Genomic DNA, 23,641 nt, shown 5'->3' with positions numbered 1-23,641 from the left:
GCGGCGTGTTAATCACACCTGCTGACCTAAAGGATTACACTGTTTTTGAATCTGTAAAGGAGCGGTCTGATTCCCTTCTTACCCAGGACATCATAGAAGCTACAGCTGATATCACCTATCAAGTTGGCCATGATTTTTCTGGCCCAGAATATGATCCGCTCCCTGAAACGGTTCGGCTGGCTTTATTAAAAATGGCGCAGTATTTCGCGTTAATTAATTCTGATGAGTCAATCACCAAAGGATATACAACCGAGAAGATCGGAGACTATTCATATTCTCTTGGAAACGGCAGCTCTATTCAAAAACCAGACGTCTACACACTCATTAAAGATTATGTTGTATCATCTGAGCCAAGTTTGGAAGGTACAGAAGTAAAAATGCGAATGAGGTCCATATGAGCTATCGATCTTTATTAACTCATCGATGCGATGTTTATCACCTGCAGGAGAAAGCGGAAAACAAAAAACAATCCTTTGGGGTGCCGGTTGAAGATGTTCAGCCGGCTTTTTCATATCCTGAAGTTCCAGATATAGCTGGCCAGCCGTGTTACTTCACAGAAAAGAACCAATCCATTGTGCAGCAGGAACCGAACACGGCCATATATCAATCATTTCTGGTCCATTTCCCAGCCTCTGCAGATATTCGCTTGAACGACAGGGTGGTTTGGGAAGGCACAGCTTATAAACTACAGAAGCCGCGCAAGATCAGGAATCATCATTGGGAAGTAACGGCAGTCCGGGAGGTGGAATACTTGTGAAAATAAAGGGACTTGATCAGTTCATACAGTCATTAAACCGGGCTTATCGAGGCGGGCTGCAAAGGAAATATGAGCAGTGGCTTGAAGCTATGGGTTATGAATTTATTGATATCGTACAAGACGAAATCATCAGGACAAAAACAGTAGACACCCGTCGCTTGCTCAATTCCTTTCAACGGGGTGACCAGGACAATATTTTTTCAATGACATCAGGAAGCTTAAAACTGGATGTCGGAACAAATCTGGAATACGCCTCCTATGTGAATGACGGGCACTTTACAATTGATCCGTCTAAAAATCAGGATCGCCGGTGGGTCCCTGGACGCTGGAAGGGTGAACGGTTCGAATATGATCCCGCTGCCAAAACCGGAATGCTGCTGAAATTCCAATGGGTCGATGGGTCCGGCTTTTGGGATAATGCTATGGCCATCTTTGAACTAATGTTTGAGAGAAGTCTTGAACGGAAGCTGCAGCAGTGGATTGATGAAGAATTTTAAGGCGGTGCTGCCATGAATCAAGAAGTGGGCTCAATTATGGGCTTCCTATACAAACTGTATCCTGTACAAGTGTATAGTGAAGAAATACCGCAGGACTTTGTTGTCCCATCTCTTTACATTCCACCGGCTTCCACAGTCGATGGGGTGGACACAGTATCTACATTTCAAAAATCCTATGTTTTAAACGTGAAACTCTTTCATAAGAACGCGCAGGAGGCTCATAACGAAGCGGAAAGGATCGCGGATACACTTAGGAGTAAGAGAGGGTTAATTCCGCTCATGCGGGAATCTGGCGAAGATACAGGGGATTTTATTCGCTTATCACGTATAGAAACCCGGATCTTAGATGATTATGCGAGCATCGTTCTAAATTGGACGAGTCGCTATTGGTATGAACGAGAACAGCATCCCTCTCTTGAAAACTTTGAATTTACAAGCGGGGTGAAATGATGGCCACGAAAAAGGAAAGAACAGAAAATGCTTTTTATATTAAGGATTTGCGAGAGCACAGTCGAGAGCTCTTTGGGGTAAAACCCGAGGTGTTTGACGGTGCTCTTTTTCATACAGAAAAAAACAGAATCACTAAATCAGAAGCGAAGAAGCTGATTGATCAGTTTCTTCAGAAGGAGGTCAAATAAATGAACGGCGGAACATTTACAGTCGGCAAGGAAAAAGAGCGTGCTGGTATTTATTTTAACTTTAAAACGACCGCAGAAGATCGGGTATCAGTAGGCGAACGCGGAACAGTTGCGCTGCCGATAGCATCCAGCTGGGGAGAGGTTAAGAAATTTATTTCTATCTCTTCTATCGAGGACTTGAATAAAAAAGTGGGATTGAACATTGATGATCCTTCGTTGTTGCTTCTTCGTGAGGCAATGAAGAAGGCAAGTACAGTCTTGCTTTACCGTTTGACGGAGGGGCTGCGTGCTCAAGCAGACATTAGTGAAGGCGTAAAGGCAACCGCTCTTTATGGCGGAACTAAAGGAAATGACATCATTATCAGAATTACAGAAAACGTTATTGATTCTTCAAAAGTGGATGTCACAACCTATCTTGATCAGTCAGAAGTCGATAAGCAAACGGTATCTAAAGCCGAGGAACTGAAAGCAAATAAACTTGTCGAATTTACAGGCCAAGGGGATCTAACAGTTTCGATTCCCCTAACAGGAACAGCTCCGGAGGACGTCAGCGGGGACCTTCCGGCATCTTCCGGAATCCGCTTGTCAGGTGGAACAGACAAGACACCGACAAATGCTGATTACACAGCTTTCTTGGAAGCGGCTGAAACTGAATACTTTGACACAATCGCGCTGCCTGTTGAAGATAACGAGCAATTGAAAGCGACGTTTGTCGCATTCATCAAACGGCTGAGAGACAATCAAGGCTTAAAGGTTCAAGGCGTACTCTCTAATTACAAAGGCGATCACGAAGGTATTATTAATGTCACAGGCGGGGTTCTGCTTGAAGATGGAACGGAGATCACTCCCGAAAAAGCCACTGCTTGGGTCGCCGGCGCCAGCGCGGGAGCGACGTTCAATCAGTCGCTTACGTTCGTAGAATATGCGGGGGCGGTAGACGTCCTTACTCGACTGGATAACGACCAGGTAATTCAGCGGCTGGCGAACGGGGAATTCCTGTTCACTTATGATTCTCGAGACAAATCTGTTTCTGTTGAGAAGGATATTAATTCTCTCACAAGTCTTACAGCTGAGAAGAATAAGATGTTCCAGAAAAATAAAATTGTCCGAGTGTTGGATGCAATCAATAATGATCTGACATCTCAATTGAAAGCACTGATTAAGTCACGTAAAGCGAGCGGCAGCGACGTTCCTGCTACAAATGACGGCCTTCAATTCGTGAAAACGTTGATTACTCAATACTTGAGTGTTCTTCAAGATAATGGGGGCATTACCAACTTTGATTCAGAGAATGACATCACAATTGCTCTGAATAGCGATCGTGACGGTTTCCTGATTGATCTTGCTGTACAGCCAGTTGATGCAGCTGAGAAATTCTACTTTAACGTGGAGGTGAAGTAAGGTGGCTTTTAAAGCGCAGAATACGATATCTGGTAAAGAGGGACGCCTTTTCTTGGACGGTGAGGAACTGGCGTTTATCAAAACATTTGAAGCGAATGTGGAGAAAAATAAATCAGAAGTCAACGTTATGGGGCGCCGCATGACCGGTCATAAAACGACAGGCGCAAACGGTACAGGCACAGCGACATTTTATAAAGTCACATCCCGCTTCGTGCAGCTGATGCTCAATTATGTAAAAAAAGGTGAAGATCCTTACTTTACCCTGCAAGCTGTGCTTGATGATAAATCATCTGGCCGTGGGACTGAGCGGGTTACTCTCTATGATGTGAACTTTGATTCTGCGAAGATTGCGGGACTGGATGTGGATTCCGAAGCATTGGAAGAGGAAGTGCCGTTTACCTTCGAGGACTTTGATCTTCCTGAGCAGTTAAAAAGTACGTTTTAAAAATTGAGATAAAAAGTGTAACAAAAAACAGTTAAAAAGACGTTTTAAAAATTGAGATAAAAAATGTAACAAAAAACAGTTAACAAGTGATACAAATAATTATATACATCAATGTTTTATGTTATAATCACATTAATGTAAAATGTAACACAAACATATCTGTCATCATTTTTAGTTACATTTTCGTCACTATTTTTGATGACAATAGTGTAACTGTTTTTCCGTATTTTTTAACACAGAAATGAGTAAAATAAAAATACCGGAGTGCGCCAACACTCCGGTCTGTACACAAGCTGTCCTTAAGGGAGCTTGCTCGCATATTTTTCGTGATAGACTTATCCCTTTAAGTTTCCTACGCTCAGGGAGAGTCTATTTTTTATTTTTATAAGTCAACAAGGCAACAATTAAAGAGCCCAAACCAATTAATGATGATTGGAAACCAATCAATACCATTAGAGCTTGGTAAGCTTCAGTTGACATTATATCACCCCCTTTCTAACGGGGATGCAAGACTTCCCTTACGACGCTTTATGTACGATTTTCATTATACTGGTAAGCACTTCTTTTTGTAAATTCGATTCTTTGGCGAATTTACTCAATCAAAAAGAATGTGCTTTTTTTTTATCCAAAAAAATTAAATTGTAAATAGAAGGAGCTAATAAACATGAGCGAAAAACAAAACGAAAAAGTATATGATCTATCATTCTTTATGCCAGGACAAACAATTGAAGCGGAAGAAGTAGAAGTGCCTATCTCAAAGCGGTTTGTGGACAAGCAAGGAAAAGTAATTCCGTTTGTATTCAAAGCGATCACGACAGAACGCATTGACGAACTGGAGAAAGAAAACACCACTTACAAAAATGTAAAAGGCCGCGGCCGCGTGAAAGAGTTGGACAGCCAACGCTTCTATGCTCGTATTGCCGTTGAAACAACTGTTTACCCGAACTTTAAGTCTAAAGAGCTGCGCGAAGCTTACAAAACAGAGGATCCGGTGGAAGTTGCAAAGCGTGTTCTTTCTGTCGGCGGTGAATATGCAAACTGGCTGAACAAAGCAATTGAGATCAATGGCTTTGAGGATGATCCCGAAGACCTAGAAGAAGCAGCAAAAAACTAATAGAAGGCGGGGATAAAGAGACCGTGTATCTTTATTACGCTATGCACGAGCTCAAGTATGCCCCGTCAGAATTACAAGAATTATATGAGGCACCGAGAGAGTTCAAGGCGCTCTTATATGGTTTGATCAGTTATAAGCTTGAGCTGTTAGAAAAGGAAGCGAAGAAGGGAGGTAATTAACTATGGCTAAACTAACAGCGACGTTTGATTTACAGGATAAGATCACCCGTAAACTTCGAAAGATCCAAGGAAATGCAGAAAGACTTCAGAGGGCCGCTAATGGCCCTCTTATTTTTGATGCTGAGGATCGAACGGAGCGGGTTATGAGACGAATTGACCGATCAGCAAACCGATTGACTGGGCGTGCTCGGTCGCTTGAAGTCGGTTTAGATGATCGGGTTTCGAATGGTTTACATTCTATACGCCAGCAAACAGAGGATCTGACTGAAGGCAGCCACGAGGTGACGGTTTCCGTTAACGATCAGGCTACACCGCGTTTCCGCTTAATTCGAGGAGGCCTTTCAGATTTGAATCGCTCGCATGCTGAACCTACTGTTTCAGTTCGTGATCGTGCTTCAAGCCAATTAGATGAGATCCGGCGCCATGTGTCTGATGTAGACAGCGAACATGCAGAGCCTACTGTTTCTATTAAGGACAAGGCTTCAGCGGTTCTGGATGCAATTGAAGCAAAGTTAGACGGTCTGAAAAACGCTGCTGTCACCCTGGCAGTTGGCGGCGGACTGTCGGCTGGTGCGATTATGGGCAGCGGGAAAAGTGCTATGTCCCAAGACGCCTATGTTTCTGCGACTTCGAAAGTCAGTAAAAAAGACGCTGCTAGAATGACAGACCAGATCTATTATGACAACAAAGCGGGAGGATCCCGGGAAGAAGTCAGCTTATCTTTGAGAACCTTGTCACAACAGACAGGCGCATCTAAAAAAGCCCTGGCTGAATTGACTGAGTCGTCTAGTAAGATCGCACAGCTCATGAACGCTGATCAGGCGGAAGTGGACCGGGCCTTCAGTTCAATGTATAACAACTTGAAAATGTCCGGGAAAGACAGCGGAGATTTAATTGCGTATGTGTACCGGAACGCGGGTGACCAGGCTGACGATTTGCTGGACACGATGAATGAATACAGTTCCACTTTTAAAGACATGAAACTCACAGGCGGCCAGATCGCTAACGCCATGATTAAAGGGACAAAAGGCGGGGCCAGAAACTTCGACAACCTTGCTGACAGTATGCGTGAATTTAACATTCGCCGTACTGAAATGTCTGATAGTCAAGTAGACGCGTTCAAATCGCTATTCGGTGCCAAAGAAACAGAGAAGATGTTCAAAGGGTTTAAAGACGGTTCTATTAGTGGTCAAGAAAGCTTATTTAAGGTTGCTGATGCCTTATCAAAAGTCAAAGACAAGACTAAGCGGGCATCTATCGCCACGGAGCTAATAGGAACGCAATACGAGGATCTGAAGCAGCCAATTTTAGATATGGCTGAAGGCATTGGCACAAGTGCAAAAACAACAGGCGAACTGGAACGCAGCTTTTCTCAGCTTAGAGATAATAACCCGATGACACCGATTAATGACGCCATGCGGGATTTTGAAAGCATATCTAAGGATATGGGGACTTCACTGCTTACCGGTTTAGGCCCAGCCTTTGACAAGATCGACTCGTTCCTAAACAGCAAGGAAGGCCAAGAGAAACTCAAAGAGATCAAAAAAGATATTACTGATCTTGGTGAGGCGATAGGTGACAAGCTGAATGTGGCCATTGAGTGGACGGTGAATCATTGGGATGAACTGAAAACAGCTTTTAAAGTTGTGATTCCTTCTTTGATTGGATTGATAGCATACTTGAAGATCCTTCGGCCGCTCTTGAAAGGAATAGGCACTGTCGGAAGTGACGCAGCGGGAGTAATTCGGAAGTTAATTCCGAACCGTGCCCCTAATGCTGAATCTGACCCTAACACAAGAAGCGGCAGGAGAAATGGAAGGGCTGCCCGCAATGCTGGCACAAATGGTGCAGGATCCCGAACGGCCTCAAGTCCAACGAGTCTACCACGGAGCGGCGGCTTAACATGTTGTTGCTGTAGCGGTATCGGCGGAAGGGACCGCAGCCGTAAAGGTAGAGGGAAAAGCGCTTCAGGCCGGCGCGGGAATCCAACGAGTGTGAACCCTTCTAACAGATCTATTACTGTGTCATCCGAACAGCTAGAAAGAAGGCGTTCAGGAAGAACCGCAGCTGATCCTGTTAGAAGCGCAGGTTCAAGAGCTTCAGTAAACACCACCAGATCAGAACTTCGTGCAGCAGGCCGAGCAACAGGCGGAACCTCAAAATTTGGGAAAGTCTTAAGTCCACTGAAAAGCGTGGGTAAATTTGCAAAAGGTATCCCTCTTTTGGGAACTGCATTAGCGGCAACCGATTTGCTGGGTATGAACAAGGAAAATGCAGGTGAAAAAGTTGGTTCCTTTGCGGGGAATCTTGGCGGAGCTGCTGCAGGAGGAGCCGCGGGTGCAGCCATTGGTTCTGTCGTCCCTGTTGTTGGCACTGCTGTCGGCGGTGTTGTCGGTAGTATTGCAGGCGGCATCGGGGGTTCAGATTTAGGATCATCCATTGGCAAATGGTTTGATGATGGCGGCGCTTCTAAAGCGTGGGATGGAATTCAGGACGGTGCAGGAAATGCCGTTGATTGGATCAAAGATACTTGGTCTGATTTCTCAGATTGGTTTATGGATAACGTCTGGAACCCAGTTAGTGATTGGGCCGGCGACAAGATTGATAAGATCACTGACAAATTCGAGGATGCTAAGAAATGGCTAACTGATACCTGGAATGACGTATCATCCTGGTTTGTGGATAACGTGTGGACACCTATTTATAACACAGCAGTTCCGATTATAAATTTAGTAGTAGGTGCCTTTCTATTTGCTTGGGATGGTATCCAAGCTCTCTGGAAGATTGTCTCCACTTGGTTCATGGATAATGTCTGGAATCCATTAGTTGACGGTGTCACTGATGCTGCTGATTGGATTTGGACAAAAATAAATGACGCTTGGACTTGGATCTCAGACACATGGTCCACTGTCTCCACTTGGTTCATGGATAATGTCTGGAATCCTATTAGTAATGCAGTTGCAACTGTTGCCGGCTGGATACAAGCACATATTGATTATGCGCGAATCTGGATCCAATTAAAATGGCTTCAGGTGGCAACTTGGTTTTATGACAACGTCTGGAACCCAATCAGTACAGCTGTTAGTAACGTAGCAAATTGGATTTGGACGAAGATCAACGAAGCATGGACTTTTATTTCAGAATTATGGTCTACAGTTTCAACTTGGTTCATGGAAAATGTTTGGACGCCAGTGAGTGATGCTGTCACTAATGCAGCAAACTGGATCTGGACAAAGCTTAACGAAGCATGGACGTGGATTTCTGACAAGTGGAGTGCAGTTTCGTCATGGTTCAGTGAAAATGTTTGGAATCCAATTGTCTCAAAAGTAGAAGATGCCAAAAAATCCATTTCGGAAAAATTTGAGTCAGCAAAAACTGCAGTGACAGACGCATGGAAAGGCGTTAAAACTTGGTTCACTAAAAATGTGGGTGATCCATTAGGTGAAATTGCTGACGGAATTAAGGAGAAGTTTGAAGATACCTTCTGGTGGGTCATTAAGCTAAAAGGATTAGCTGACGCTGGAGGGGAGATCATAGGCAATATCATAGGGAGAGGTGAAGATGCAACAGGTCTTCATCAAAAGAAATCTGGTAAGTCCTCATCCGGTAAAAATTCTAACGGTGGCGGAGGAATTGGCCTTGCTCAGTCTCAGCCATCAGCGCCAACAAGTATTTTTCCTAAACAAAAAAGCGTTCTTGAAGCTGAAAGGAATGCGACGGGCGGCTATATTACGAAACCAACCATTTCGTGGATTGGTGAAGCAGGTAAAGAGTTTGTGATCCCTGTTGATAACAACAAGGGTCGCGGTAAAATGCTTCTTTCTCAGGCCGCTTCTAAACTAGGGATGAGCGTTGTTGATGACATGGCTTCTGCTTCATCTGCAGGTGGAGAAGCTGCTGTTTCTCCATTAGCCGGCGGATCAACAGTTTCTGCTACAGTATCTCCTACCGTTGACACCTCGAGCCTTAATGAACAGGCTGCTTCTTTTGGTCAACAGTTCACGCAAGGCTTTGATCAAGGTATTGGCGATAATGTCGTTTCAATGGACGCTTGGAAACAGAAAAACGTTGGCCAGCCTATGAAAAATTTGATCTCCTACTCTCCGAATTACGGAAAGCAAGTGGTCAATGGTTATGCTAACGGCCAGAACAGTACGGCAACCGGAACAGATGGCTTCCTGCAGACGAAAGTCAAAACACCCTTCCAGAACACAGTGAATAAATCCTCTTCATGGGGAACTGGAACGATCAAAGGGTTTGCTTCCGGTCAAAATAGTTCACAAACTGGCACTGATCAGTATGTAAATACTCATGTGAATAAGCCGTTTTTGAAGTCTAAAGAATCCTCAAACGGCTGGGGAACCGGAATGATCGGGAATTTTGTTTCAGGCATGACTTCAAAGGCAAGTGAAGTTCACGAAGCTGCCAAAGAACTAGCGAAAAAAGTTGAAAAAGCGTTTCGTGAAGAGTTAGATATCCATTCACCTTCTCGTGTCATGATGAGCTTGGGGCGTTTTGCCTCTGTTGGTGTTGTAAAAGGTCTGGATTCTGTCGATGTGAAAAAATATGCTGAAAAACAAGCTGGATCACTGGCAGCTGCATATTCCGGAATGGGTGCAGTAGGTGGAAATGTGAAACAGTGGCTTATGGCTGCAATGATGGCCACAAAAACACCATTAAGCTGGCTTCCAGGATTGATGACAATTGCGAAGTTTGAATCAGGAGGCAACCCTAACGCCATTAACCTGTGGGATAGTAACGCGAAGGCAGGCAATCCATCCCAAGGGCTCATGCAGACTGTACCAACCACTTTTAACGCACATAAAGCGCCAGGTATGGGTAACATTAGAAACCCGATTCACAACGCTGCTGCCGCGATTGGCTACATCAAAAGCAGATACGGCTCTATTGACAATGTACCTGGTATTAAAAGCATGAGACGCGGTGGACCGTATGTTGGTTACGCTAACGGCGGCCTGATCACAAGAGAACAAATTGCTCGTGTGGGTGAAGGAAATAAACGTGAATGGATCATTCCAGAGGAGCGGGGCATCCGCGGCCGCTATCTGTTGGCTCAAGCAGCCAAGGGTCTCGGAATGGAAGTCACGGATCCTGCACAAACAGGCCAAAATGAATTATCATCTGGCCAAGTAACTGCCGCCACGACAGGCAGCCAACAAACAACAGTTACAGCTGCAGGCGGCAAAGAAGTCGTTATTCAGTTTAACGGCGATCAGCATTTTTACAATGATCAAGACGTGAACAGTCTGGTCTCAAAAATTAAACAGGTCCTTGTCGATGAACTTGAACAAGATATCAACATTGGAACGAAGGGAGTCGTCGCGTTTGACTAGATCTGTTTATGAATTCTGGATTTCACAAGGGAAGGACAAGCTGCGGCTTCCCGTCCTTCCTGAACAAATTGATATATCCAACACAATTCAAAATGAGTCTGTAAAAGTGGCCAGTTTTGGGGAGATCACTTTTATAGATAAACCGGGAGCGAAAGAGATTTCGTTCTCTTCTTTTTTTCCAAAGAAACACAGTCCGCTTGCTGAGTATAAAGGATTTCCTTCTCCTGAAAATGCTATTGCTAAGATTGAGAAATGGGCAAAAGCAAAAAAGCCTGTTCAATTTTTGATTACTGGCACGAAAATAAACTTCACCTGCAGTATTGAGGGCTTTTCTTATAGTGAAGGTCAAAAAGACATAGGTGATCGTGATTATGAAATCAAACTGAAGGAATACAAAACCGCTGCGCCGCGGAAGATCAAGCAAAAGAAAAAGACAAAGAAAAAACGGCCGTCTAAGTCAGCTCCTAAAACATACACGGTTAAAAAAGGGGATACATTGTGGGACCTTGCCGGTAAATTTTATGGGGACAGCACAAAATGGCGTAAGATTTGGAACGTCAATAAAAAGGCTATGATCAAGCGAAGCAAACGGAATATAAGACAGCCAGGACACTGGATCTTTCCTGGTCAAAAATTAAAGATACCGCAATAAGCAGGTGATGACATGATAGAACTTTTCGTCATTAAAGAAACGGAATGGCTTGAGCTGGTAACTGAAAGTGTTTCCCTCGAAGGGCAACGGTATCAGGCGCCGCGATCGATCACAGCAAAGATCATTACGAAACAGGGAACCCATTCATATTACAGTGTATCTGAAGGGGATACAGTTTTATTTAAGTGGAAGGGCAAAGAACTGTTCCGGGGCATTGTGTTTTCTCGCAATCCGGAAGAACACGGGCTGACCTTTACGGCTTATGATATGCTGCAATATCTGGTCAAAAACAAGGATGTTTATGTTTTCTCTAATAAGCGTGCAGACGAGATCATAAAACGTCTGGCAAGAGACTTTCAGATTCCCACAACGTCTATTGCAAACACAGGTCATACAATTAAATCACTTGTGTTCAAAGACGATACGAGCCTTTATGACATGATTCTGAAAGCCTTGAAACAAACGAAAAGCCAAACCGGAAGGAATTATCAATTATATTCTGCGAAGGGAAAGCTTGGCCTTCGCGCTTGGCCTGATCCGTCAGAAGTATGGGTGCTGGAGACGGGTGTGAACATTACCGGCTATCAATACAGCACTTCAATTAATGACACGGCCACAAAAGTAAAGCTCCGCCGGCAGAAAGACAATAAAACATACACAGCCACCGCAAGTGACAGCTCAGGCATCAGTAAATATGGTGTGCTTCAGTATGTCGAAACGGTTTCTGATAACATTAACCAGGCGCAGCTTCAGGAGCGTGCGAAAGTCAAACAAGCACAGAAAAAAGGTGTTAAAAAAGAACTCAAGAGTATTCAAGCGATTGGGATTCCGGATCTTCAGAGCGGCTTGCCTGTCTATATCTCAATTCCGGAAGTCGGGGTTAAGAAAACATACTGGATCGATACAGACAAACATGAATTTAAAGGATCCACGCATACGATGACCATTGATGTTGTGGAGAAAAACTCTATTCCTGATGGAGTTTCCTCATGAGATTAAGTGAAGCAATCAAACATTTGGCTGTCGGTGCAGTTGATTCTGAGTCACCGGTCGATATTATGCCGGCTGAAGTGGTTTCCGTTTCTCCTGTTGAAATTAAACTCAATGAAAATGAAAAGCTAATTATTCCGTCTGATTTGATTATTATTCCTAAGCGGCTGCGCGCTGGAGGAGATGAAGAACTAAAGATGGGTGAGAATGTGATGGTTGTCTCCTTAAAAGGCGGACAATCATTTTTTATTCTCGACAAAATATAGGGGGTGCCTGAGTTGGCCCTTTCGCCAGAAATTGAATTTGATGATATTGAAGATGACAGCGAAGTCATAGAGACCTCGCAAACCTACAAAATAGATTTTGAAAATGGCCGTATCACAAATGAAATGATCACAGGCCTTGAAGCCATCAAGCAGTTTGTATATTTATCCCTCCATACTGAGCGATACGCCTATTCTGTTTTCAGTCATGACATTGGAAATGAGCTTCAAGACGTCCTGGCAGATAATGAAACAACAGACGCATATAAGAAAATGGAGATTCCGCGGCTGATAGAGGAGGCACTGATCTATGACGATCGTGTTTCTTCTGTGTCAGATTTTGAAATAGAAAAACAAGGCGATTCGTTCCATGTTTCCTTTACAGTCGAAACTGACGAGGGAACATTAGAGATCGAGGAGGTGCTCGGTGAAGATGTTTGAAGATCAAACTTTTGAAGAAATTATGGACCGGATGCTGAACAGAATTTCAGCTGACATTGATACAAGGGAAGGAAGCGTGATTTATAACGCGTTAGCTCCTGCAGCTGCAGAATTGGCCAAGTCTTATATTTGGCTCGATACGGTGCTGGAACTTGTCTTCTCGGACACAGCACAAGGGGAATTTTTAGATCGTCGGGCTACTGAAGCCGGCATCGAGCGAACGGCTGCCACGAAAGCAGTCAGGGCAGCGGAGTTTACTGAAGGAATAACCATTCCAGTGGGTTCCCGTTTTTTTGTTGATAACCTCTATTTTCAATACACAGCTGACGGGACGTTGGAATGTGAAACAGCCGGAGAAGCGGGGAACGCGAATATTTCCGGCCAGAATCTATTGTCATTGGATACCATTCCAGGACTTCAAAAAGCAATTGTGAAAGAGATCCTGATACCTGGACGTGAAGAAGAGGATGATGACAGTTTAAGAGCGAGATATTTTACTCGCGTACGCCGGGAAGCTGTTAGTGCAAATAAAGAGCATTATAAGCAGTGGGCGGAAGAAGTTGACGGAGTCGGTAAGGCAAAAATCTTTTCGCTTTGGAATGGGGACGGAACGGTCAAAATTGTCGTGACCAACGCCAACTTGGAACCTGCATCCGATATTTTAATATCCAAGGTCAAGAACTATATTGATCCTGAACCGGGACAAGGCGAAGGACAGGCGCCTATTGGCGCCTTTGTCACGGTGGAGAGTGCGGTTTGGAAAGAGATTGAGATATCAGCTGAGGTGCTTCCCGAGGTCAATAGCTCTATTGATCAGGTGAAGAAAGAAATCGAATCAGGTGTATTAAACCTCTTTAAAAAGATGGCGTTCGAAGACAATGTCATCCGCTTATCGCAGATCAATAATATTGTCTATAATTCACCCTCAGTAAGTGATTATGCAGATATTAAAATAAACGGTTTGGCTGAAAATTTGGTTCTGAGTGACGTCGAAATCCCTAAATTGGGGCAGGTGAACATCATTGAGCAAACTCGATGAAATGACTGCTTACCTGCCGCCGTTCCTTACCAAGTTAAAGGAAATGGCTGAACTTCTTAAAGCGGAATCTCCGGAATTCGAAAAGCAAAATAATAGCATCTTTGATCTGACAGATCAGCTGTTTGTCACAACAGCAACCTGGGGACTTGAACGGTGGGAAAAAATATTGAACGTGCCTCGAGAGGCCGGTGATACGTACGAGATCCGCCGGCTGCGGCTGATCTCGAAAATGTCCAATATACCGCCCGCAACATATATGGCCATTGAACAGGCATTGAATCGGTTCTTGAAGAATCCGTCCGCTCAGGTCCGGCTACTTCCTGGAGAGTACCGTTTTAATGTTGATATTGATATAGATGATATGCAGCACATGAGCGAGCTCATAGAAACATTAGAAAATATGAAGCCGGCTCACTTGGCGTATACCTTGCGAGCTGCATTAAATGAGCCACTCCAAATAAAAGATACTGTCATTTTGAATAACAGACGATATCGAAAGGTAAGTGAGCTGATGGTGGGTTATTCCGTCACGCTTAATAATAACGAGGTGGTTTTACCATGATTACGAAAGTTTATAGAGAGCGTACAGCTGCAGATCTTAAAAGTAGAATATCGAAAGTGCTGCTGAATGGAAATGAAACAAAGATTGTGGAAATAACCATTCAGGGCGCAGTTGTCACGGTACTTACTCATCGAGAAGAAGATATCAAACACATTGAGAGTGTTCAGGTCCTTGATGAGCAAAACAACGTGATTACGGAAAGAACAACAGATTTAGATGTAAGTAACAACAGAACGCTGGACTTTAGATTTACTTTTGAGGTGGTGTAACAAATGGCATATGAAGCAAAAACAGACTGGCTGCCGGATGATCCAATCAATGAGGATGATGTGAACCGTTGGGAGAAAGGTATTGAAGAAGCGCATAAAGATTTAGCCGCACATAAAAATGACATGAACAACCCTCACAAGGTGACAAAGGAACAGCTGGATCTGGGTAATGTTGATAACGTGCAGCAGGCGGCGAAGAAAGATTTTGATCTGCACAATCAAGATCAGGAACGGCATGTTACGAATGAAGAGCGAGCTAAATGGAATGGGGCGCAGCTTTCGAAAATGACGAAAGACGATGGATCCATTCTTATTAACATCGGTCAAGGCTATGACTTTCATAGTGTTGCGATAGGGCAGAAAAAGACTTTTACTTTTTACATGTCGAGTGATGCTATTAATGCACCGCCCCAAGCGGTTCGCGGTATTTACTTGTGCTCCTCTTCGACGAGCGGAGAAGCAATGGCCATGGCCACAGATGGCGGCTTTTGGAGAAAGTCATTAGTTAATGGAACTTGGTCAGATTGGATAAAGTACGAAACAGAAGAAAGATCAATAAAAAGATTGGCTGTTCACACTGATGATAAAGATATCCATGTTACTAAAAGTGATAAGGATAAATGGAATGGTGCTCAACTATCTAAAATTACAAATGATGTTGGGGGTGTATCTTTTGCAGTGAATGAAGGCGAAGATATGCTTCAGGCAATTATAGATAGAGGTAGAAGTATGGGGACCTTTTATGCAAATGGAAAAGCGGTAAATTCTCCTTCTACCGCCTCTACGAGAGGGTTTTATCAAATGACAAGCCAATCATCTGATGGAAAAGGCAGCTATGGCTGGGTTTATGCCATGGACTACAGAAATAATGTCTTTACGAATTATTGGGACGGTAATACTGTCGGATGGCAGGGGTGGAAGAAACTCGAAACAGAAACTGCATCACAAGAGAAAGCTGACAAGGCTCTTTCAGATGCAAAAGCATTTGTTCAAAACAACTTTACAAATCAGAAGCTCACCCTCCTCACGGGAACAAATGCAATTCAAGACGCGAGAACTAGTGGAGAATCATATCCGCTTGGGCTTACTCTTATGGATATTGGCCAAGGAAATACGACTGGATATCCTTTGCGATATGGAATTGTAAAAAACGAGAAGTTTAATAATTCTCGCTTCACACAATATTTTTACGGTACAGGTAATGAGTCTGGAACTTATATTGACAGTACGGGTGTATGGATCAGGCATTGGTGGAGTGGTTCCGGGTGGACTCCGTGGGAAAAGATATCTGGATTTGTGCATACGAATATTGGTACAACCGGGAAGCAGCTTCTTATAAAAGGGGAACAGCAGAAAGTTCGTTTTAATAGAAAGATAAAAGACAGTCATAATGCTTTTGATGTTACTAATAACCGGTTTATCTGTCCTAATAGCGGCATGTTTTTGGTCAATGCAGGTTTATATATCGAGAACGTTCAAAGATATGCCAACTATGAAATGGAGATTTATCTTAACGGAACGATTTATAAAAATATAGCGCATTACAGAAACAGTCCAGCAAACCCTTCTGATAGTACTCAATTCAATGTAGGGGTTTATGGAGCCGCCACTGTTCCGGCTAATGCAGGCGATTATATAGAGATTTATCTTTATGTTGGATATGACGGGGATGTTCAGCGTTACATTACTGACAACTCAGGATGGTATAACTATTTTGATATCACTGAAATGGGTGGAAGAAATTATCCGAGATTTTAGGAGGTGCTTTTATGATTTTGTATGATGCGATTATGTATAAATATCCTAACGCGGTACCGAGAAAGGATTTTGAACTGCGGAACGACGGGAACGGCTCATATATTGAGAAATGGAATCTCCGGGCCCCGTTACCGACTCAGGAGGAATTGCAATCTTGGTGGGAAGAGTCGAAAAGCAATCCGCCATATGAGCCTCCAGATCAGATCGAGTTGCTTGCACAAGAATTGTCGCAAGAGAGGCTGGCCCGTAAACAGCTTGAAGAATTAAATCAGACATTGGGAAACGAGCTGTCTAATATAAAGTTGCAGCTTCTTTCTTTAGAAGGAGGGAATGAAGTATGAATTATTGGGTACTGGCTTTACATTATAACTGGGCTACCTCTGAAATGGTGAAGCAGGCAATCCACTATAAAGATTGCTCGCCCGAAGATTTACAGGAAGGAATAGAGAAAAATCTAATCACAGCAGAACAGTATAAAGAAATCACAGGAGAAGCCATGTAGGGCTTTTTTATTTTGCCTGAAAGGAGGTGGGTATGATGTAACGCTCATGATAGACCGCTAAAGACTAACAAAAGCAAGGAGGAATTTTTAAATGACGCAGTATAGTTTTCAATTTCCAACAGATGCAGCCGGTAAGCCGGGGGCAGCCAAGCCATACAGAGAAGGAAACAGGGATTTTGTGGTGCCGATGGCTGCCATTTCAGGTAATGCTGAGCTGTTGACAAATGCAGTCTTAAAAGCAACTGAAGTGTATACACAGTATGGTCAAGATCGATTAGGTCAGGTTTTAATTTCGAAAGTAAAAGGACATGCTTATTCTGATCGTGAAGGTACATTATTTATCGAAGAAAGTAACGATATGAATACATGGACCACAGTGTCTTCCTTAGTGGTTAAGGCAGGGACACTTGGCGAGACTGAATGGATCCACTTAACACAACGATATTTCCGCTTCCGGTATGCAAACGGTAATCTGCAACAGTCTGATTTCTTACTTTATCAGTCGCTGGGTGCTGGGGAAGAAGATATAAATATTAAACAAGCTGTTCCAATTACGACAGCTGCTCCGCTCACTATGCAAATAGATAAGAGCGGCTTAACCGATGATGGCCGCTTAAAAGTTCAGACTGAAGGCTTGAATCTCGGCTTATTAGACACTCAAGCAAAAACGATAGATGTTATTTTTCACGATAAAACAGAAACGATTGGGGAAGGTACTCCGTTCACTGTTGGATCATTTAAAACGTTGCTCATTGAGGTTTATGGGACAGCTGAGACAAGTGAATTGAAATTCTGGGGTAAATCCCTATCAGGAACAAAAAGAGCCCTGAGAGGGCAGAAAGTGGATGACGGAACGTATGCCAATAGCACAAAAGGAAAATCGGAAGCCTGGTCTTTTGACATTACCGGTTTTAAAGAAATCATGATGGAGCTCACAGCGTTAACAAATGGAAACTTTTCAGTAAGAGGGACGGCCGTCTCATAAAAATCCGGCTGTCCTTTTATTTTGCCTCGGAGGAGGTGAAGAAGATGAAATAAAAGGGGGGCGTACTAATGTCAGAAGTGACGGAGGTACCAGATTTGCATGCGTTACAAAAAGAGATAATGGAAATGAAGGCAGGTCAAAAAACGATCGAACAGCGCGTAAATGTTCTTGAACGCGTTTCCGATAGACAAGACCAGCAGATCATGACGTTAAACGAAAAACTCAATAAAATCGAAGAGAACACAACTTGGATCAAGCGCACAATCACTGGCGCCATTATAACAGCGGTATGTACTGGCGTTATTGGCGGCGCAATCGCTATTTTTTATACGGTTTTGCAAAAATAAGGAGGAACACACAATATGAAAAACTACGACAAAGGCACAGTCATTCGGACGGTGCTTCTTATAATTGCACTTATCAACCAAACTATGTTGATGTTTGGAAAGTCACCTTTAGGTATTACTGAGGACCAAGTAAATCAGCTTGCGGATGCTCTATACACAGCAGTGTCTGTAATCTTTACTATCGGCACGACACTGGCAGCCTGGTTCAAAAATAACTATGTGACAACCAAAGGGCACAAGCAGAAAGCAATTTTAAAACAAAACAATCTAACTAAATGAGGTTGCCGGCTGGCAGCCTTTTTTAATCTTAAGATAGGAGAGGAAATATTATGGCCATAAAAGTGGTGAAAAATTTAGTTTCTCAAGAAAAATACAGTTTGAAATGTCCGAATCCCATGGTTCCGGAATATATTACTATTCACAATACAGCAAACGATGCTTCAGCTAAAAATGAGATTTCATACATGAAGAACAACACAAACTCTACAAGCTATCATTTTGCAGTTGATGATATACAGGTAATTCAAGGACTTCCGTTAAACCGTAATGCATGGCACACAGGAGACGGCACAAATGGAACCGGGAACCGTAAATCTATCGGCGTTGAGATCTGCTACAGCAAGTCAGGAGGCGCTAAATACTACGCTGCTGAAAAATTGGCAATCAAGTTTGTGGCGCAGCTCCTTAAAGAGCGCGGTTGGGGTATTGATCGTGTTCGCAAACACCAAGACTGGAGCGGCAAATATTGCCCGCACCGTATTTTAGATGAGGGTAGATGGGATGAAGTGAAGGCGGCTATCGCAGCTGAATTAAGCAAAATCGGAGGCGAAAGTTCAACGTCTTCAGGTGGTTCTTCAGGATCCGGAACAACATATACAGTGAAAAAAGGAGATACGCTTTCCGGAATTGCAAAGGCTGAGGGAGTAAGTGTGGCAAACCTTCAGAAATGGAATAACATTAAAGATCCAAATAAAATCACAGTTGGCCAAAAGCTGAAACTGAAAGGATCCAGTTCATCCAGCAGCACTAAAACAAGCAACAAAAAGACATCATACCCGCTTCCTTCCGGAATTATTAAAGTGACAAGTCCGATGACGAAAGGAACGAATGTCAGACAAGTTCAAAATGCTCTGGCTGCTCTTTATTTCTACCCGGATAAAGGGGCAAAGAATAACGGCATTGATGGCGTATATGGTCCCAAAACAGCAAATGCAGTCAAGCGGTTCCAGTCAGTAAACGGTCTGACTGCCGATGGCGTTTATGGACCTAAGACTAAAGCGAAAATTGAAGCGAAATTGAAATGAAAAAGGCCCTGCCTCTTTATGAGGGGGGCCTTTTTGTTTTTATCTCCATCTCCAATTTATTTGGTTATCTTCTTCGTAGATTCCTGGTAAAGAAATCCCTACTCTTTTTTGCTCATCATCGATGATAAACCAATTATCATCATCTAGTAGAGCATCGTCAAACTTCTCAATTGCAGAAGGATCATCTTCATCCACCACTGCTCTAAAAAATTCTTTGAATTTTTCCATATTCTTATTAGGTTTGATTATTCCGTAAGCCCAAGGACCCTCTATTGTTGCTCCATCTATTTCACCTAAGCATTCATTTTGATAATAAAGAAACATACTCTTCACTCCTTAGGAAACATTTTGAAGTATTCTTTTGGTATCTCACCTTTAACAAAATACTCTGTATCTCTACTAGTCCATTTTAGAGCTTTTTTCTTCCAATTGTCTGTTTGTCTCGTGTCGTTTTTTATTAGTCTCTCAATTTGTTTTGGATTCAGGATAGCAACTCCTTTTAGTTCTCCAGAACGTATGGCTTTTCGTAGTTCTGATATATTTAATTCAATAGTATATTCCCCATAACCTTTTGCTATCTTTTTGTTAATTGTAAAACTGGTATATGGACTATTGGATTTTCCACCTTTCCTATACCCTCCTAAAATATGTTCCGTAACAGTTACCTGACGGCCTTGATACATTCCACTTTTGTTTGCGGGAACAAGGTTCCCAGTCTCAGGTGAAATATGAGATTTGCCGATACCATTGGGTCTCTTTGTTGCATAAGGGAAATCTTCACCTCTGAATAAGTTGGAAGGTTTACCTGCGCCAGAATTTATTTTTAATGCTTTACCTGCACCAATCATTCCTATTGGAGCAATTGAGGCAAGCGCACTGTTTAAGCTGTTCTCACGTCTCTCCTCGGAAATCTTATTCCCAAACATATCTCGGCCAGTTACGGCTTCGCTAAAACCGTTTGCTGAAGCAAGTCCGTATAGTCCTTTACTGGAATTTTGAAGGGCAGGGAAGGTCTTAGATGTTTTATAGATATCAAGCGCTTTGTCTGCTCTATAGATGGCTTTGCTCGTTGAGTAGACAGCCTTTCCGCCTTTGGCTAATTTTCCGGCCCAGCCAACTATAGGGATGTAGCCGGCCGCAGCCATTGCGCCAGCTGCTACCCGTTGCCCATCAGTTAATTTTTCTCCGGTGACTGGATCGACGCCATCAGCAGCTCTCTTATAATCATAATATCCGGAGACTTCCCCCGTAAAATTACAAACGACATCCCAGGTCTTTTCATACCATGGCCTATTTGCGAGTTCTTCCTGTTCCTTCGCAATTCTTCTTTGTTCGGCCTGCTGATCTTTAAAGGAGATATAATCAGTAGATTGTTTTTTTACATCCTTGGTCATCTTATGAATTTCACTGTCCCTATAAGCCTTTGCATTATAGTGGATAGGAGAGGCGCTTTTGCCTTTTGCTGTAGCATTCATGAGTGCTTGATAATCAGCCTGAATCATTTGTTCGTTTGCTTCTGAGAGCGCATATTCAGATGTTAAATTTTCATCGACTTCATGAATTTTTTTGATTGTCTTGGTACGTTTGTTGTCGGCTGAAGAAAGTTCGTTTTTAAATGTTTCTGTGGAGAATAAATCTAGTGGTAGTATGTCGTTGATGTCATTTAGAATGTCTTTCATTGCTTTTTTCTGTTCTGACATGATGGATTTTGATTTAGTATAAGCGTTGGCCAGCTCGTGTTCTAAAAAAGATTCTTCTATGTAGGCATCGGATAGGCTTGCGTCTTCCAGGATGCCAGTAACACTCGTGAGAAATGCGATTTTCATGTCGATCAAATCAATCCACTGGTCAGCGATCCCTGCTTGATCCTCATAAAATGCCTTTATGTTATTGGCGCCTTTACCTGAAAACTCACTGTCATCTAGATCAGCCACAGATTTGAAGGCTTTCTTTAATTTGACCATTTGACTCCTTGTATCTTTGTATTCCTTTGCGCGGTTTTCAGCTTCAGAAAGCAATGATTTAGCTTCAAATACCTTCATGATCATATCCTTTCTTGTTAAGCTTTGTGGTTCAATAACTAACAAAATTTTACCATATAAAGAGATTGAGAAATACAATAAACCCTTTTATTTGGAAGATGAGTAATTGAACGAAATGAACCGAAGCAAAAGTTTGCGGTTTTTTTGCGGACATACATATTTTCGGAAATGTTAGAATATTACATAAAAGGTGTAAAAGGAGGGGTCTTGTGAATCCGGTTTTATCATCGTCAGAAGTTGGCGTAAAGATCAATGAATGGTATAAAATGATACGTCAATTTAGTGTCCCGGATGCAGAGATTTTAAAGGCTGAGGTGGAGCAAGAGATCAATCAGATGGAGGAGGATGAGTATTTACTTATTTACTTCTCTCTAATGAAATTCCGTCATCAGCTTATGTTAGATTATTTGGAACCAGTTACAACAAGAATCAGGCCAACTATTGATGAACTGCTTGAAAAAATAGAAGCATCCAATAAAGGGATAACTGGTCTGTTGTCTTACTACTCTCTGTTTTTTCGTGGAATGTATGAGTTTGATAAGAGAGAATATGTCAAAGCAATTGGTTTTTATCGAGAAGCAGAAAAACACCTTACTCATGTAAATGATGATATTGAGAAGGCGGAATTTCATTTTAAGTTGGCTGAAGCTTACTATATTATGAAGCAAAATCATATCTCGATGCACCATGTTAAACAGGCAATGGACATTTATAATCAATATGAGCTTTATAAAGTGCGGAAAATACAGTGTCATTTCGTAATTTCGGGAAATTACGTTGATTTTAAACATTTCGAGAAAAGCTTGCCGCACCTTGAAAAAGCATTAGAGTTGTCCAAACAATTAGATCGCAATGAAAGGCTACTTAGCTCGGCTTACTACAATCTCGGAAAGAATTACGCAGATTTAGAAATAAATGATAAAGCAGATCATTTCTTAAATGAGGCTGCCAAGGTATCAGAAAGTGCTAAGTTGAGCAATTTACCACATTCACTGTTTACATACGCTAAATTTCTTTTTAAGCAGGGGAAAACAAGTGAAGCAATAAAAATGAGTAAAAAGGGTTTATCGGCTGCGATATCCCAAGGTGATAAACTTTTTGTGTCCCTGCAAAAGTACTTGGAAGCACTTTATATTAATGCAGTAGATCAAGCGGGAATCAAAAAAACGATTGATTATTTAGAAAGAAATAAGAATTATGCATATGTGGAAGATATCGCAATTGATACGGCTGAAGTTTTTGCAAAATCAAAGGAATTTGAAACATCATATGTTTATCATCAAAAAATGCTTGAAACGCAAAAACAAATTCAGAGGGGAGAATGCCTGTATGAATTTTAAAAAGGGCGTAATCATTATTCTTACTGCAGTTACTTTAAGTTTAGGTCTCGTTACTACTTTTACTGTAGAGCAAGGTGCAGCATATCATCAACTTTCTGACCGGAATCAAACATAAAACCATTAAACCTTATTTTTGAGGGTTTTTTATGTGTTATATATTTAATAAAGGATGACTTCCTTCAATAAGAAGTCATCCTTTATTAAAATTTTAATCCCTGCTCTTCTTTTTAATGTAATATTAGAATAAAGGGGGGATTAAATTGATGTTAGAAGGAAAACAGAAGTGTCAATATGAAGATTGCATGCATGACTTTGAGTGGTTCTATCATGTACCTGACCATATTGATAAATCGACATATAGCGTTCATGTAAGACCAAGAGGCAAAGAACCGCTTTATAAAATTATTGAATGGGATGAAAATCGTATTCCTATAAAAGCAACAGCTTACTGTACTTTTTGTGACAGGCTAAATACCTTTGAACCTAAAATTGACGTTTTTAATAAATAAACGTAGTGAGTGTACTCAAGGTGGCACAAGGGTGGCAAATACGATTATTCGCCACCTTTCTAAATTTGTTTAAACCGTATTGACATTTATCAAAACCCTGCTATAATTACTTTTGTCCTAAGAAACCGGATATAAACTTTCAAGATGCTCTTCCATGGTAAGGAAGAGGTCAGCGGTTCGAGCCCGCTTGGAAGCTTTATTAAGTGTATTATTACTAAGGTTTCTCAAAAAGGAGAAAGCTTTTTTTATTGCG

General features: G+C 42.3%; 29 protein-coding genes. 27 read left to right on the top strand and 2 right to left on the bottom strand.

Annotation, left to right across the window (positions count from 1 at the left end; translation table 11 throughout):
• The first annotated feature begins 5 nt into the window (after nucleotides 1-5).
• The 24 genes from MOB98_RS18820 (at nucleotide 6) to MOB98_RS18705 (ending at nucleotide 19,497) form a co-directional block, all read left to right on the top strand.
• On the top strand, nucleotides 6-398 hold the full coding sequence (locus MOB98_RS18820; protein ID WP_268362528.1) for a DUF3199 family protein: 393 nt from the start codon (nucleotides 6-8) through the stop codon (nucleotides 396-398).
• Complete coding sequence (locus MOB98_RS18815) at nucleotides 395-757, top strand: YqbH/XkdH family protein (RefSeq protein ID WP_225494296.1); 363 nt, start codon at nucleotides 395-397, stop codon at nucleotides 755-757. The genes MOB98_RS18820 and MOB98_RS18815 overlap by 4 nt, the downstream gene beginning before the upstream one ends.
• On the top strand, nucleotides 754-1,254 hold the full coding sequence (locus MOB98_RS18810; RefSeq protein WP_268362529.1) for an HK97 gp10 family phage protein: 501 nt from the start codon (nucleotides 754-756) through the stop codon (nucleotides 1,252-1,254). The genes MOB98_RS18815 and MOB98_RS18810 overlap by 4 nt, the downstream gene beginning before the upstream one ends.
• Nucleotides 1,255-1,266: 12 nt before the next feature.
• Nucleotides 1,267-1,704, top strand: coding sequence for a phage tail terminator family protein (locus MOB98_RS18805; RefSeq protein ID WP_268362531.1), 438 nt, complete (start codon nucleotides 1,267-1,269; stop codon nucleotides 1,702-1,704).
• Entirely contained in the window at nucleotides 1,701-1,892 is a 192-nt protein-coding gene (locus MOB98_RS18800; protein ID WP_268362533.1) for a hypothetical protein, read from the top strand. Before MOB98_RS18805 ends, MOB98_RS18800 begins: the two co-directional genes overlap by 4 nt.
• The gene (locus MOB98_RS18795; protein ID WP_264240442.1) at nucleotides 1,893-3,293 is read left to right on the top strand and encodes a phage tail sheath family protein; all 1,401 of its coding nucleotides are present in this window, start codon (nucleotides 1,893-1,895) and stop codon (nucleotides 3,291-3,293) included. It abuts the gene before it with no gap.
• A 1-nt stretch (nucleotide 3,294) separates the two neighbouring features.
• Complete coding sequence (locus MOB98_RS18790; RefSeq protein WP_010330125.1) at nucleotides 3,295-3,738, top strand: phage tail tube protein; 444 nt, start codon at nucleotides 3,295-3,297, stop codon at nucleotides 3,736-3,738.
• 664 nt (nucleotides 3,739-4,402) lie between these two features.
• Nucleotides 4,403-4,852: a phage tail assembly chaperone gene (locus tag MOB98_RS18785; RefSeq protein ID WP_014112407.1), complete on the top strand. Its 450-nt coding sequence runs from the start codon at nucleotides 4,403-4,405 to the stop codon at nucleotides 4,850-4,852.
• 41 nt (nucleotides 4,853-4,893) lie between these two features.
• Nucleotides 4,894-5,031, top strand: a complete 138-nt coding sequence (locus MOB98_RS18780; RefSeq protein ID WP_180960774.1) for a hypothetical protein — start codon at nucleotides 4,894-4,896, stop codon at nucleotides 5,029-5,031.
• Nucleotides 5,032-5,033: 2 nt separating this feature from the next.
• Nucleotides 5,034-10,385, top strand: a complete 5,352-nt coding sequence (locus MOB98_RS18775) for a phage tail tape measure protein (RefSeq protein WP_268361787.1) — start codon at nucleotides 5,034-5,036, stop codon at nucleotides 10,383-10,385.
• Complete coding sequence (locus tag MOB98_RS18770; RefSeq protein ID WP_003229936.1) at nucleotides 10,378-11,037, top strand: LysM peptidoglycan-binding domain-containing protein; 660 nt, start codon at nucleotides 10,378-10,380, stop codon at nucleotides 11,035-11,037. Before MOB98_RS18775 ends, MOB98_RS18770 begins: the two co-directional genes overlap by 8 nt.
• Nucleotides 11,038-11,049: 12 nt before the next feature.
• Nucleotides 11,050-12,030, top strand: coding sequence for an XkdQ/YqbQ family protein (locus tag MOB98_RS18765; protein WP_017696791.1), 981 nt, complete (start codon nucleotides 11,050-11,052; stop codon nucleotides 12,028-12,030).
• Entirely contained in the window at nucleotides 12,027-12,293 is a 267-nt protein-coding gene (locus MOB98_RS18760) for a DUF2577 family protein (protein WP_010330118.1), read from the top strand. The genes MOB98_RS18765 and MOB98_RS18760 overlap by 4 nt, the downstream gene beginning before the upstream one ends.
• A 12-nt stretch (nucleotides 12,294-12,305) precedes the next feature.
• Nucleotides 12,306-12,731 (top strand): DUF2634 domain-containing protein, encoded by a 426-nt coding sequence (locus MOB98_RS18755; RefSeq protein WP_044430388.1) that lies wholly within the window; start codon nucleotides 12,306-12,308, stop codon nucleotides 12,729-12,731.
• Nucleotides 12,724-13,770 (top strand): baseplate J/gp47 family protein, encoded by a 1,047-nt coding sequence (locus tag MOB98_RS18750; RefSeq protein WP_268361789.1) that lies wholly within the window; start codon nucleotides 12,724-12,726, stop codon nucleotides 13,768-13,770. The genes MOB98_RS18755 and MOB98_RS18750 overlap by 8 nt, the downstream gene beginning before the upstream one ends.
• Entirely contained in the window at nucleotides 13,754-14,332 is a 579-nt protein-coding gene (locus tag MOB98_RS18745; protein WP_268361784.1) for a YmfQ family protein, read from the top strand. The genes MOB98_RS18750 and MOB98_RS18745 overlap by 17 nt, the downstream gene beginning before the upstream one ends.
• Nucleotides 14,329-14,601: a hypothetical protein gene (locus tag MOB98_RS18740; protein WP_268361783.1), complete on the top strand. Its 273-nt coding sequence runs from the start codon at nucleotides 14,329-14,331 to the stop codon at nucleotides 14,599-14,601. The genes MOB98_RS18745 and MOB98_RS18740 overlap by 4 nt, the downstream gene beginning before the upstream one ends.
• Before the next feature lie 3 nt (nucleotides 14,602-14,604).
• Nucleotides 14,605-16,359 (top strand): terminase, encoded by a 1,755-nt coding sequence (locus MOB98_RS18735; RefSeq protein ID WP_268361782.1) that lies wholly within the window; start codon nucleotides 14,605-14,607, stop codon nucleotides 16,357-16,359.
• A gap of 11 nt (nucleotides 16,360-16,370) precedes the next feature.
• Complete coding sequence (locus tag MOB98_RS18730; protein ID WP_268318526.1) at nucleotides 16,371-16,700, top strand: XkdW family protein; 330 nt, start codon at nucleotides 16,371-16,373, stop codon at nucleotides 16,698-16,700.
• Complete coding sequence (locus tag MOB98_RS18725) at nucleotides 16,697-16,861, top strand: XkdX family protein (protein WP_268361780.1); 165 nt, start codon at nucleotides 16,697-16,699, stop codon at nucleotides 16,859-16,861. The genes MOB98_RS18730 and MOB98_RS18725 overlap by 4 nt, the downstream gene beginning before the upstream one ends.
• 91 nt (nucleotides 16,862-16,952) lie before the next feature.
• Nucleotides 16,953-17,846 (top strand): phage-like element PBSX protein XepA, encoded by an 894-nt coding sequence (xepA, locus tag MOB98_RS18720; protein ID WP_268361779.1) that lies wholly within the window; start codon nucleotides 16,953-16,955, stop codon nucleotides 17,844-17,846.
• A 119-nt stretch (nucleotides 17,847-17,965) separates the two neighbouring features.
• Nucleotides 17,966-18,193, top strand: a complete 228-nt coding sequence (locus MOB98_RS18715; protein ID WP_372342237.1) for a hemolysin XhlA family protein — start codon at nucleotides 17,966-17,968, stop codon at nucleotides 18,191-18,193.
• Nucleotides 18,194-18,208: 15 nt separating this feature from the next.
• Nucleotides 18,209-18,472, top strand: coding sequence for a phage holin (locus tag MOB98_RS18710; RefSeq protein WP_268361775.1), 264 nt, complete (start codon nucleotides 18,209-18,211; stop codon nucleotides 18,470-18,472).
• 50 nt (nucleotides 18,473-18,522) lie between these two features.
• Nucleotides 18,523-19,497 (top strand): N-acetylmuramoyl-L-alanine amidase, encoded by a 975-nt coding sequence (locus MOB98_RS18705; protein WP_268367200.1) that lies wholly within the window; start codon nucleotides 18,523-18,525, stop codon nucleotides 19,495-19,497.
• A gap of 39 nt (nucleotides 19,498-19,536) precedes the next feature.
• Here MOB98_RS18705 and MOB98_RS18700 read toward each other — a convergent pair whose 3' ends face one another.
• Nucleotides 19,537-19,821, bottom strand: a complete 285-nt coding sequence (locus MOB98_RS18700; protein WP_217020837.1) for a hypothetical protein — start codon at nucleotides 19,819-19,821, stop codon at nucleotides 19,537-19,539.
• 5 nt (nucleotides 19,822-19,826) lie between these two features.
• Nucleotides 19,827-21,539, bottom strand: a complete 1,713-nt coding sequence (locus MOB98_RS18695) for a T7SS effector LXG polymorphic toxin (RefSeq protein ID WP_268367201.1) — start codon at nucleotides 21,537-21,539, stop codon at nucleotides 19,827-19,829.
• A gap of 209 nt (nucleotides 21,540-21,748) precedes the next feature.
• Between MOB98_RS18695 and MOB98_RS18690 the strand changes: the two genes are divergently transcribed.
• The 3 genes from MOB98_RS18690 (at nucleotide 21,749) to MOB98_RS18680 (ending at nucleotide 23,388) form a co-directional block, all read left to right on the top strand.
• The gene (locus MOB98_RS18690) at nucleotides 21,749-22,879 is read left to right on the top strand and encodes an aspartate phosphatase (RefSeq protein ID WP_268363011.1); all 1,131 of its coding nucleotides are present in this window, start codon (nucleotides 21,749-21,751) and stop codon (nucleotides 22,877-22,879) included.
• Nucleotides 22,869-22,994: a hypothetical protein gene (locus MOB98_RS18685; protein ID WP_019260194.1), complete on the top strand. Its 126-nt coding sequence runs from the start codon at nucleotides 22,869-22,871 to the stop codon at nucleotides 22,992-22,994. Before MOB98_RS18690 ends, MOB98_RS18685 begins: the two co-directional genes overlap by 11 nt.
• 148 nt (nucleotides 22,995-23,142) lie before the next feature.
• On the top strand, nucleotides 23,143-23,388 hold the full coding sequence (locus tag MOB98_RS18680; RefSeq protein WP_268363013.1) for a hypothetical protein: 246 nt from the start codon (nucleotides 23,143-23,145) through the stop codon (nucleotides 23,386-23,388).
• Nucleotides 23,389-23,641: the final 253 nt, after the last annotated feature.

The organism is Bacillus sp. N13C7 (assembly GCF_026790065.1).
GTDB lineage: Bacteria > Bacillota > Bacilli > Bacillales > Bacillaceae > Bacillus.
Note: the sequence above shows the minus strand (reverse complement) of the source record. Positions and strands in the feature narration are given on the sequence as shown.